Source organism: Nostoc sp. CMAA1605 (genome assembly GCF_021596505.1).
Lineage (GTDB): Bacteria > Cyanobacteriota > Cyanobacteriia > Cyanobacteriales > Nostocaceae > Trichormus.
Window position 1 is genome coordinate 57,319 of the sequence record NZ_PJIZ01000024.1, and the last position, 11,763, is coordinate 69,081.

Genomic DNA, 11,763 nt, shown 5'->3' on the forward strand with positions numbered 1-11,763 from the left:
CCTCAAGAATCAAATCCCATTAACTCATAAGGTGTACAGATAATGGGTAAATCGTATCCCAGTCCAGAGCTAATCTGTGATAGTTTGCGTTGGATTTGGGCATTTGCCATATGTTTACAGTTCCATGTTAGCAAGTAATCCAAACCATAAACTGTGGCAAGTGCTATGTGTAACGCATCATTAGCGGCTTTGGGTGGTAAATTGCTTTGCTGCAAAAATTCTTGTGCAAGTTCCATAGCTTCTTCTGTTAAGTCCAGAAAAGTCAGGGATTGTAGTAAATTCAGCCTTTGAGATGCGATCGCTGTATCTCCCCTAGCCGCTTCATCCTCTACAATCTCAGAAGCATAAAGCAAAAAAGAACCGCGACGAACATTCCACCAATCTTGCGTAATTTTTATATTTGCCGCCAGAATCAAGTTGTCTGTTAATCTGGCAGTCAAGTATCCTAAAATACTGGTTTCAATATAAACGGTTTCCTTCACAGGACTTGGTAAAATCTATTTTGTACTTATCCTACAGCATTTGAGCTTTGTCTTGAGACTTTGCGGCATAATTCTTTTAATTAAGTAGGCAGGCATATTATTGAAATATAAAATGTTTAGTCATTTGCAGACTGAAATGCCGTTTTAATCTTTTTACAGATTTCCACTAGTGCTGCATCTTGTTCTGATTCACTCAAGCTTTTTAAAGGCTGTTTGGGGTCATGGGCTGGTTGGTATTTAGCAATTTCCGTTTCTTCGTATAAGCTAAAAGTTATAGGTATCCAAATAATTTTTAGCCCCTCATATTTGGCTGCATTTAACAATGGTGGTAACTCATTTTCTGCGATAAAATCTGATGCTAAAAAGTTAGGGCTGACCATTAGCAATGCTACCTTTGCTGCTGCTAAAGCGTCTTCAATTTCTTCGCGCCACTCATTTCCAGGTTCTATTTTTGTATCATCCCACACTACTAATTTTTGATTGCGAATCATGGGTTTTAAGTGGGTTTGTAATTTAGTTAGCCAGTCTTTATCTAAGTGGCTGTAGCTAATAAAAACTTGATTTCTATTGATATGTGTAACTGTTGCTGATTTTAATTTAGAATTAGTTGTTAGCACATCATCAATCAGCCCACGTACATCTACCATTTGAAAGCTTTTTTGGCATTGAATTTGATAATTATTAATTCCTAGAGAGTTGGATAAAACTTGCAAAGGATAAGAATAAGGATTTTGGCTGTCTTTACATTGATCACAATTACAGGGAACTAGTTCTTGATACTTCAGGCGTTCGTAGGAATTATGAATCTTTTCTAGTTCATGTCTAATGATGGCTAATAATTCTTTTTTGTGAATGCCTGACACACGAATTCTAATTTCCCGTTGGTGATAGTATTCGATTACTTCAGCACGGGTTTCATTTTTATTGAGAACAACGCCAGTTTTCCAAACAAGTTTTTGCTGTTCAATAAAATTATGGGTTTCGACAATAAAACGGCTTAATATACCCTTGGGCATAAATTCATAACTGTAGCGTAGAATAAGATTATTAGATTCATTCCATTCGTATTCAGGTTGATTTGCCGAGAGTAATTGAGGAGCTATATAATTATTAGGACAACTAGGAATTTCATAGCATAGCTTAAACTTCATCATCAAACGTAATAGTTCTGGACACATATCAGCATATTTGTTTTCACTCCAAATATCGTTTAAATCATTGCGGGTAAATTTGCCTAAATTCTGAATAACTTGTGTATTATCTAATACTTTGTAGACTGCATCTGTACCCCAAGTAGGTTTAAGAATTACGGTTTTTCCTAATAAATCATCATCTTGAAAATGAAGGCATACACCTAAATCATGTAGATAACCACTAAGTTGTAGTTTATCTTCTCGTTTAGTAAATCCATGTTTTTGGCAAATATTTAAATATTCTTCTAAAGTAATATACTGACGTTCATCACTTTCTAAAGCTTTTCGGACTTCAACCCAATTTTTCGGAAGTTCTGTGCCTACATGGGGCAAGTTACTAATATAGTGTTTGATTTTATTTAAGATTTCTGGTAAGCCGCGATTTGTAGCAAAGTTAGTAGAGAGTGTTTCTTTAAAATTGGTAAAATTAGCCCGTAAATCTCGCTCATTGATTTCTCGTTTACGTTCCTGCTTTTCATTTTTTATAACTAGTATAGGGCTGTTATCGCTTAGTAGTTCTACTACATTCAGCCAATAGTAAAAATCAGTATCTTCCTTACGAGTGTCTGCAACTAAGGTGTAAAGAGAACGTTTAGTGAGGAAAAATTGGTGTGTAGCATGATAAATTGCTTGTCCACCAAAATCCCATATATTAATCTGGAACTCTCTACCATTATCTAACGGGAACTTCCATTGAATAACATCAATCCCTTCTGTTGATTGTTCATCTTGTTGTAGTTGATAATTCTCATTTTGAATTTTCCTGGCAAGTGTAGTTTTACCTGCACCACCTTCTCCAACTATGAGCAACTTTGCCTCATAAATACGGTCGGTTTCTTGCTCTGACTGTTGTCTAAGAAAGTTCAATACTGCTCTAAAGCCTTTTTTTCTAATTTCTGGTGGAATTGAAACTAAAGGATTACCACCAAAAGTGAGATTGCTTAAGTTTAAATTCCCAATTTTTAGTGGCAGACTGCTCAGTTGATTACTGCGGAGGTCGAGCGATTGCAGGTTGACCAGTTGTCCAAATTCCGGTGGCAGACTGCTCAGTTGATTATTGCGGAGGTCGAGCGATTGCAGGTTGACCAGTTGGACAATTTCCGGTGGCAGACTGCTCAGTTGATTATTGCGGAGGTCGAGCGATTGCAGGTTGACCAGTTGGACAATTTCCGGTGGCAGACTGCTCAGTTGATTCCAACCGAGGTCGAGCGATTGCAGGTTGACCAGTTGTCCAAATTCCGGTGGCAGACTGCTCAGTTGATTACTGCTGAGGTAGAGCGATTGCAGGTTGACCAGTTGTCCAAATTCCGGTGGCAGACTGCTCAGTTGATTACTGCTGAGGTCGAGCGATTGCAGGTTGACCAGTTGTCCAAATTCCGGTGGCAGACTGCTCAGTTTATTCCAACCGAGGTAGAGCGATTGCAGGTTGACCAGTTGTCCAAATTCCGGTGGCAGAATGCTCAGTTGATTACTGCGGAGGTCGAGCGATTGCAGGTTGACCAGTTGTCCAAATCCCGGTGGCAGACTGCTCAGTTGATTACTGCGGAGGTCGAGCGATTGCAGGTTGACCAGTTGTCCAAATTCCGGTGGCAGACTGCTCAGTTGATTACTGCTGAGGTAGAGCGATTGCAGGTTGACCAGTTGTCCAAATTCCGGTGGCAGACTGCTCAGTTGATTACTGCTGAGGTAGAGCGATTGCAGGTTGACCAGTTGTCCAAATTCCGGTGGCAGACTGCTCAGTTGATTACTGCTGAGGTAGAGCGATTGCAGGTTGACCAGTTGTCCAAATTCCGGTGGCAGACTGGTTAACTGTTTGAAAGAAAGGTTTAGTTCCGTAACTTTGTTTTTAGCAGCTTGCTCAATAATTCGCAGCAGTTCTTCGTTAGTCATAGGAAAGGAGCGATCGCACCGGAAAAATCAGTTTAAATAATAATGTAGCGCGTATAAACAGTTGCAATAGTCCTAGTGAGATTTCGCTGTATCAAGATTTCCGGTTTGAGTTGCAAAGTTTGTTAAATATGTTTTACACAATAATTTTTCAGTTACGAAAAAGTTACATTACATTGCATAATGCTTCAGCACTCAGTTTGAATAGTGATATTTGCATTAAAATAAGTTTAAGTACAACAAGGAAGGAAAAACCACTATGTCAGTTAAGCTTTTACCCGACCTTGGAGATTTAACGGAAGGCTTAGGCGTTACGGGGATTGTGGGGATAATTCTTTTACCCATATTCTTGCCAGTTATCGGTAGTGTTGGTAGACCAATAGCTAAAGCGGTGGTTAAAAAAGGCCTGGCTCTTTATGAAAATAATAAAGAGGCTTTAGAAGAATTGCGCGACAACTGGGAAGATATCATCGCAGAAGCTAAAGCGGAAGTGGGTGAAGAACGGATGAAATCGGCTCAACCTACGGATGTTTAGGCAGGGGGGCAGGGGGCAGGGGAGAAGGAAGAATATTGTTAAGTTGGTTAATTTGTGTCTGGACGTTGCTTAAGAACTGCGATCGCTCTGGTGGCTGCATAATTTAAGTGGGTCTTACCGTTAAATTCTGATTCATCTCTAAGCTTGATAGCGAATTGATGCGGCTACTGTTTCAAAAATGGGTAGATATTCTAATTCTTGGGTTGATTCAACCATACCAATTAACGCATACAGAGTTTGATGATTTTGCCAGCAGGCTTGATATTGTGTCACTGGAACTTCAAAATTAGGTGACTGAAAAACAAATACATCAATTCTGGCGGGAAAATCATCAATCTTTGAATGGATTTGAGTGATAATTTCAAACTTCTCTGAGGCTAAGTCTTTTAATGCAGATTGCATTAATTGATCAGCGAAGGTTTCAAAGAAATTATCATTTTGTTTTCTTAGTTTTAATACAGTTTTGTTGAAAAAGATTTGGGGATCATGGGCTAAATTTGTGGGATAAAAGTATCCCTCTGTTCCTGCACCCATAAAGGGATAATCCTCGATTTTTTGCCAATTATTAGGGATTTCTACGGAGAAACCTAGTTTTTCAATGAAATGTCGCTCATATACCACTGTTTCATTGCTCATATCTATATTGATGGGTTGCGATTAAGTATTCTTCCCTATTTCTGTCTGAAAAGCTAAAGGGCTAAAGCCCTGACTACGAACGGATTGGGTTTTGGAGTAAATAGCAATAAATTATGATTTTAGTGGGAATTGTCTGATGTTTCCTTCTTCCCAGAGAAGAAATTAGTCACGGTGTTATATAGCGAGGATGCACCACTGGCGATCGCACTACCTGTAGCTGCTAAACCCTTGTATGCTAATCTGGTGGGAACTTCTACTGCTGTTCCTGCTAGTCCCGCCGCACCAGCTAACAGGCCTCCAGCGACAAATGTACCTTTATTTAAGGCCATCATCCGTCCCGCTTCCACTAATCTGGATTTGGTGTAAGGACGAGTAGCATTTTCTGTGACTTTAATATTTTGAGTATGGCGACCTTGACCACCTCCGCCCACAATATCTTCAGTATTTAATAGTTGCGAAGTATGGGCTTGTTTAATTCTGGCGAGGGTAGATACAGAAGCTAGTCCTGATGTTTCTAGATCATGTTCAAAGAACGTACCTTTAAGGTGTTCTCCTCCTGCTAAGTCTACAACATCGCCTTTGGCAATGTGGTGAACTACCTCTGGTCTAGCATCTTCTGGGAGAGCTTCTATATTCTTGTGATATTGTTTAGCGTTGGGTGCAGCAGATTGAAATGTTACTAACCGTCTGACTAAATCGGGAAAAGTCCCGACAAAATGTTGAGCTAATGCGCCGCCTAAACTATGGCCTGTAACATCTAATTTACCTGATTGCGCTACAATACCCTTGACATAACTGACAGAAAAACCTGTGAGGATTTGCTGAATTCCCCCGTGTCCAGGAGAATTGAGATCCAAATCTTGCCAAACTGTAGCTAAATCACTTGTCCCTCGGAATGCTAGGATAGGGTGTTTTCCTGCTGCTAATCCTTCAGCCGTGGGCAATAATAATCCGTAATTTAAGCCGCTACCTGCATTAGTAACCTTCCCATCTGGAAACCATTGTTCTTGAAATCCTTGTTCTCTCAGCCAGACTTTATCTTGGTCAGTCAAGGAGTCGTTATAAATCAAACCATGTCCGATTTTTTCTAAGCTAATATCTTGGGGATTAATTTTAGTCGTGCCATTTTTAACTTGACTGGGGTCAATATCTCTACTGAGGATGGCTCTGTTAATTATACTGATTGCCCAGTTTTCTGGTGATGAATTTTCCCGACGCTGTAAATTGTAAGTCTGCGGTGCATGAATTCTTTGTAATACTTCCTCTGCTACTGTATCAGCCTCTCGTTCATAGTGATCTGTAGGCTGACTGATAGTCAGTTTTGTCTGAATGCTAGGTGGTGGTGGAGTTACAGAACCAGGGGCAAAAATGCTCAGGTTCAGGAATGGGTTGCTTGCGGGTGATTTTAACTGTGGTTTAGGGTTGTATCTGCGGTTTTCTCTGTTTGAGTCTGAATAACAAAGGGACGCGTTGCAAATTGATTTGTTGTTGTTTCAGAGTTATTGGCAGCACTTTTCGATGTTCTATGTTGCGGCTGATACATTTTAATTTACCAGAGATTTTGGTGCTGATTGTAGACTTAGCGTAAAATTTAGCACTATATTATCTGGAAGTGAATTGCGATCGCCAGCATTGAGATTATTGTTCACAGATTTTCTGCAACTTTCTCCAGAAACTCTTTTCCTTCGACTTCTGTAACTTTGTAACTTAACAGGGGTTGATAGCGATTTGTCTCTACATTGCCACTATCTGGCTGATCAAACAAATATTTCTCCGCCATACCCAAGAGCATATTACTATTCTCTTTAATCTCCAGCATGATTTGAATGAGTTCTTGCTGGGCGCGATCGTCGAAATCACTCTGTTTTACTACTACCTTGGTAAAGGTGTAGCTACTGACTACATAATCAATTTGCAGACGTTTGTAAAAAGCAACATAAAAAATTGTGATGCCATACAATCGTGACCAAAATAGGTCATGAAACAGAAATTCTAATTCTATTTCTGTAGTTCCGTCATCTTTGGGAAACTGACGGATAAAGTTACCATCCTGGGTGTATACATACGTCCACATAACTCATGATTGAATATCAGTTATCAGTCACTTGATCACTGCTTCTCGTTCCCTGTTAAATAGACAATATTTAGACTTCCTACTAATCTTAAGCGATCGCCGAAGGCGGGGCAGAGCATCATTGCTCCGTCTCTTGGGGCATTGGCAAATGTATTCCCATGCCCAATGCCCAATGCCCAATGCCCATCCCTTGGTATCATCCCAAAAACAATTTATACGCCGGATTTTGGCTTTCATCCCAATACTGGTAGCCAAGTGTATCTAAAAACGCTTGCCATTCGGTCATTTCTTGGGGTGGGACTTGCATTCCGACGACAATCCGTCCGTAATCTGCGCCGTTGTTGCGGTAGTGGAACATACTGATATTCCAATTAGGACTCATGGAAACCACAAATTTCATCAACGCGCCGGGACGTTCGGGGAACTCGAAGCGATAGAGTAGTTCATTGTGGGCTAGGGGTGAGTGTCCGCCAACCATGTGCCTCAAATGCAGTTTTGTCAGTTCATCATCAGTTAAATCGAGGGTGGCGAAACCGCAATTTTCAAAATTTTCTACCATTTTGAGTCTATCGGCGCGGTTTTGGATTTGCATCCCGACGAAAATATGGGCTATTTTCTCGTCTGCAATGCGATAGTTGAACTCAGTTAAGTTGCGTCTGCCGATACATTCACAAAATTTATGCAGACTTCCTGGTGTTTCGGGGATGGTGACTGCAAAGATAGCTTCGCGGCGTTCGCCAAATTCGGCGCGTTCGGCAACAAAGCGCAAACGGTCAAAATTCATATTTGCACCGCAGGCGACGGCGATGAGGGTTTTGTCTTGGATTTGTTCCCGTTCTACATAGGCTTTTGCGCCGGCGATCGCTAATGCTCCGGCAGGTTCTAAAATAGAGCGTGTATCTTCAAACACATCTTTAATAGCGGCACAGGTATCATCTGTATCCACCAAAATAATTTCATCTACATATTCTTGACACAGGCGGAAGGTTTCTTCTCCCACTTCCCGCACTGCTACCCCATCAGCAAATAAACCGACTTGAGATAACCGCACCCGTTTTCCGGCTTTTAATGATTGGTGCATAGCGTCAGCGTCTACCGGTTCTACACCAATAATTTTGATTTCGGGACGGAGACGTTTGACGTAAGCAGCAATACCAGCAATCAAGCCACCGCCACCAATAGCCACAAATATGGCATGAATTGGCTGCTGGTGTTGCCGGAGAATTTCCATCCCTATAGTTCCCTGTCCCGCGATGACGTGAGGATCATCAAAGGGATGAATGAAGGTTAAACCCTTTTCTGCTTCCAATTGTCTAGCATAGGCGTAGGCATCATCATAGGTATCGCCATGCAATACCACCTCCCCACCCCGCGCTTTAACTGCATCTACCTTAACTTGGGGTGTAGTCACAGGCATAACGATAATAGCCCTTGTGCCTAACTGTCGCGCACCTAAAGCTACGCCTTGGGCATGATTACCCGCAGAAGCAGCAATGACACCCTGTGCCAGTAAATCTGGCGGGAGGTTGGCCATTTTGTTATACGCACCGCGCAACTTAAAGGAAAACACAGACTGCATATCTTCCCGTTTCAACAGGATTTGATTATTCAGTCTGGCAGAAAGATTCGGGGCATACTCTAAAGGCGATTCTTGAGCAACTTCGTATACGCGAGCAGTCAGTATTTGTACTAGGTAGTCGCAAAGCATGGGGTAGGTGAAATGAGCAAGGGCTAGATGAATATTAATTCTACGTTAAGTTTGCCCCAATACTTTGAAGATTATTGGTGTTGGTGTACCCGCTTCGCTAATTATTCCCATGCTGGATGAGATTTGAGTAAGCTAAAGGAGAGCGATCGCTGATTATCAATGGTACAGGCAATTGTTATTTTTATCCTCATTGGGCTGATTCTTGCGGGAATATTACTGAGTCCAATACTCAAGAGAAAGCGCAGAAATCGTATTCAAAAGCGTCAATTTCCGGCGTTGTGGAATGCTGTTATAGAAAATAATTTACCAATTTATCTTTGTCTTTCTCCTGTGGAACGGCGACGACTGCAAGGACATATACAAGTATTTTTATCAGAGAAACAATTCATTGGCTGTCAAGGATTGCAGGTGACAGAAGAAATGAAAATTATGATTGCGGCTGTCGCTTGTTTACTCCTACTCAATGAAAGGGGTGAATACTTTCCTAAATTACGCTCAATTTTGATTTATCCTAGCACTTATTTTGTCAATCAAACTGTGGCAGTTGATAATTATATTGTTACAGAAAGGCGTGATGCGAGATTAGGAGAATCATGGACAAAAGACCAAGTAATATTATCTTGGCAACAGATACAAATAGATACACAAAATTGGCAAGATGGGCGTAATGTGGTGTTGCATGAATTTGCTCATCAGTTAGACCAAGAAGATGGTAAAGCTGAAGGTGTTCCTATTTTGCGACATCAGTCAGATTATGCGATTTGGTCTAGGGTGATGACAGCAGAATATCAACAACTTTGTCAGGATGTACAGCAAGGTATGAAGACTGTAATTGATAGTTATGGCGCAATTAATCCCGCCGAATTTTTTGCTGTAGCGACGGAGACTTTTTTTGAAAAGCCGCAGCAATTACAGCAGAATCATCCTTTGCTTTATGAGCTATTACAAAATTACTATCAATTAGATACGGCGAAAATGCAATTTTTTGGTGAATAATTTTGCAAGCCTAAAGACAAGAAAGATATACATCTAAAGTTAACTCTGCAATATTCTTCCAGCTATATTTGGCAGCTAATTGTTGATTATGTTGACCCATTTCTAGTATTGCTTTTGGGTTATCTAATGCCTGATTCATAGCTTGAATCAAGCCATTTTCGTCAGCTAAATTATATAAAAATGCCCCTTGATTATCTAACACTTCTCCTAAACAGCCTTTACGGGGAGCAATGCAAGCTTTTCCGAAGGACATAGCTAACATAACTGCACCGGATGTCAAAATATCTCGGTAAGGAAAGACAACGACATCAGCAGCATTCATATATACTTGAATTTTTTCCGGTTCTATATAACCAGGAATAAAATTAATGCGTTGATCATCGGAGATTTTTTGCTGAATTAATTCAGTTAAATCTGCATCTTGACTATTAATCTTACCAGCAATCACTAATCTAATATTTTCACTATTTAATCCCTGAAAAGTCTCAATTAATTCTGGGACTCCTTTGTAGGGACGAATTAACCCCAGAAATAAATATACAGTTTCAGAAGTTTTGATATTTAATTCTGCGCTGGCGGCTTCTCGGCTAATTTTATTTTCGTACCACTCTACATAATTGCCATGTGGAACTACAAAGAGTTTATTTTTATGTTTGATGGCAAAGGTTTTAATTAATTCCTCTTGTGCAGCTTCGCAGTGAGTGATAATTGCATCAGCAAACTTGATGACTGTTTTAGTACATAAATTATTTAAAAATAGATTTAAATTATCATGATTTTTGAGGTTGTGTACAGTCCACACTAGCTTAACACCAATTATTTTGAGTATGGCTAACTGGATTAAAAAAGCAACTGATTTCAACAGGGATAAAAACCCATTTGTCGAAATACATGATGGTTCTAACCAATGTAAATGCAGAATATCTGGTTTCCAATGTTTAATCACCATCGGAAAGAAAAAAGTAGAGGAAGCAAATGGCTGTTGAATTTCAACTTTTAACCCGATTTTTCTCAAGTTGTCAATTAATTGCTCTTGATATGGATTCCCGTCTACACGGGGTAGAAAAATTGATGTGATTTGTGCCATCATGAGGAAAAATATATGATAAATATCATCTCTAGGTATTGCTGATGATGATTAAAAATTGCAATGTTTGTTTGCTAACTTTTAATTTCAGCAACACCTAAATTTCTATGGTTTGAGAATATTTGAAATCATGTCAAAATTAGCAGCAGCAGCCTGCTTGGCTGATGGTAAAACCTGCTGGAGATGATGAGAGACTTCATGACGTTGTTTCCAAGCATTAGCAACGGCTTCACAAGCTAAATCAACATTCAGAAATTTTTGAATTGAGATGAGTAATTCATGATGAAGTGTTGTTGAGCCTAAAAGATCAGCCATGATACCTTCAGCCTTGACAGAATAACCAACCGGCATGGTACAGACACCACTAGAAAGACCAGCGATCGCAGGGTGCATTCTCTCAGCTACAATCATGTCACAAGCTGCAATTAAACCCTTGAATTCAGCCGCAGAATGATCTGCACCAGCTAAATGAACTTGAGAATTGTACTGTAATTCTTGTAGTAATTGAGTAGCAAAGATGCGATCATCATTATTAGCATTAATTTCCTGAACATGAGGAATAATTAACACCTGAGCCTGAAATTCATTCACCATCATCTTGACTACCTCAGTCCAGACCTGGATATGCTTTTCATAGTCTTGAACAGCATAACGACAAATCGCTTGACTAGGTGCGATCGCAATTTTTGGTCTATCTATCTCAATCCCATAATTACTCAGCATTTTAGCCACAACTTCTGAAGATGGTGGTTGTAATAAAAAGGCTGGGTCAGCAGTATGCTTAACTAATGCCGCATCTAAACCTAAATCTTTAGTAACATACTTATAAGATAGTTCTTCTCGCACCGAAACTAACTGACATCGACGCGCCACTTCTAACCATTTGTCAGCCTCTTTTTGAGTTTTGAATGGGCCAATTGACTGAGCTAAAAAAACAACTGCTACACCAGCATCTAAGGCTAATTCTAAGGGATACAAATGTCTATCTAAAGCACTATAGTCGGAACTGAAAACATCTCCTCCCGATGCAATCACAATTGATGCGTTACGAATCTCTTGTAAATTAGATTGGTAGCCAAGTGATAAAGGCTGATAAAACTTCAAAACTGGAGCTAATTTTTTTAGCCATTGTTTGTTACTAAATCTTCGTAAGTAATCTTTAATC

11 protein-coding genes are annotated in these 11,763 nt (G+C 40.0%); 2 read left to right on the top strand and 9 right to left on the bottom strand.

Going from position 1 to position 11,763, the window contains the following annotated elements:
• Positions 1–2: 2 nt before the first annotated feature.
• Positions 3–482, bottom strand: a complete 480-nt coding sequence (locus tag CV014_RS11285) for a type II toxin-antitoxin system VapC family toxin (RefSeq protein WP_236142118.1) — start codon at positions 480–482, stop codon at positions 3–5.
• A 116-nt stretch (positions 483–598) separates the two neighbouring features.
• On the bottom strand, positions 599–3,565 hold the full coding sequence (locus tag CV014_RS11290; protein WP_236142119.1) for a leucine-rich repeat domain-containing protein: 2,967 nt from the start codon (positions 3,563–3,565) through the stop codon (positions 599–601).
• Positions 3,566–3,821: 256 nt separating this feature from the next.
• Here CV014_RS11290 and CV014_RS11295 point away from each other — a divergent pair, with 256 nt between their 5' ends.
• Positions 3,822–4,097 (top strand): DUF5132 domain-containing protein, encoded by a 276-nt coding sequence (locus CV014_RS11295; RefSeq protein ID WP_103137711.1) that lies wholly within the window; start codon positions 3,822–3,824, stop codon positions 4,095–4,097.
• A 138-nt stretch (positions 4,098–4,235) separates the two neighbouring features.
• Here CV014_RS11295 and CV014_RS11300 read toward each other — a convergent pair whose 3' ends face one another.
• From CV014_RS11300 to ilvA, 5 genes are all read right to left on the bottom strand, one after another.
• A complete protein-coding gene (locus CV014_RS11300) occupies positions 4,236–4,733 on the bottom strand; it encodes a hypothetical protein (RefSeq protein ID WP_236142120.1) in 498 nt (165 codons plus the stop codon).
• Between the two features lie 119 nt (positions 4,734–4,852).
• Positions 4,853–5,785, bottom strand: coding sequence for a hypothetical protein (locus tag CV014_RS11305; RefSeq protein WP_236142121.1), 933 nt, complete (start codon positions 5,783–5,785; stop codon positions 4,853–4,855).
• A 593-nt stretch (positions 5,786–6,378) separates the two neighbouring features.
• A complete protein-coding gene (locus CV014_RS11310; RefSeq protein WP_236142122.1) occupies positions 6,379–6,807 on the bottom strand; it encodes a hypothetical protein in 429 nt (142 codons plus the stop codon).
• Between the two features lie 35 nt (positions 6,808–6,842).
• Positions 6,843–6,980, bottom strand: coding sequence for a hypothetical protein (locus CV014_RS11315; RefSeq protein WP_236142123.1), 138 nt, complete (start codon positions 6,978–6,980; stop codon positions 6,843–6,845).
• Between the two features lie 23 nt (positions 6,981–7,003).
• Positions 7,004–8,515: a threonine ammonia-lyase, biosynthetic gene (gene ilvA, locus CV014_RS11320; RefSeq protein ID WP_236142124.1), complete on the bottom strand. Its 1,512-nt coding sequence runs from the start codon at positions 8,513–8,515 to the stop codon at positions 7,004–7,006.
• A 159-nt stretch (positions 8,516–8,674) separates the two neighbouring features.
• On the opposite strand from ilvA, the gene CV014_RS11325 reads away from it, so the two are divergent.
• Entirely contained in the window at positions 8,675–9,511 is an 837-nt protein-coding gene (locus CV014_RS11325) for a zinc-dependent peptidase (protein ID WP_236142125.1), read from the top strand.
• Between the two features lie 10 nt (positions 9,512–9,521).
• On the opposite strand, the gene CV014_RS11330 is transcribed toward CV014_RS11325, so the two are convergent.
• Positions 9,522–10,601 (bottom strand): glycosyltransferase family 4 protein, encoded by a 1,080-nt coding sequence (locus CV014_RS11330; protein WP_236142126.1) that lies wholly within the window; start codon positions 10,599–10,601, stop codon positions 9,522–9,524.
• Between the two features lie 102 nt (positions 10,602–10,703).
• Positions 10,704–11,763: polysaccharide pyruvyl transferase family protein (locus CV014_RS11335; RefSeq protein WP_236142127.1), on the bottom strand; the 1,060-nt coding region annotated here is incomplete at its 5' end.

Excerpts from the sequence above, each read along its gene's own strand:
- CV014_RS11290 (WP_236142119.1), bottom strand. The coding sequence starts at position 3,565 with ATGACTAACGAAGAACTGCTGCGAATTATTGAGCAAGCTGCTAAAAAC.
- CV014_RS11295 (WP_103137711.1), top strand. The coding sequence starts at position 3,822 with ATGTCAGTTAAGCTTTTACCCGACCTTGGAGATTTAACGGAAGGCTTA.
- CV014_RS11300 (WP_236142120.1), bottom strand. The coding sequence starts at position 4,733 with ATGAGCAATGAAACAGTGGTATATGAGCGACATTTCATTGAAAAACTA.
- CV014_RS11310 (WP_236142122.1), bottom strand. The coding sequence starts at position 6,807 with ATGTGGACGTATGTATACACCCAGGATGGTAACTTTATCCGTCAGTTT.
- ilvA (WP_236142124.1), bottom strand. The coding sequence starts at position 8,515 with ATGCTTTGCGACTACCTAGTACAAATACTGACTGCTCGCGTATACGAA.
- CV014_RS11325 (WP_236142125.1), top strand. The coding sequence starts at position 8,675 with ATGGTACAGGCAATTGTTATTTTTATCCTCATTGGGCTGATTCTTGCG.
- CV014_RS11330 (WP_236142126.1), bottom strand. The coding sequence starts at position 10,601 with ATGATGGCACAAATCACATCAATTTTTCTACCCCGTGTAGACGGGAAT.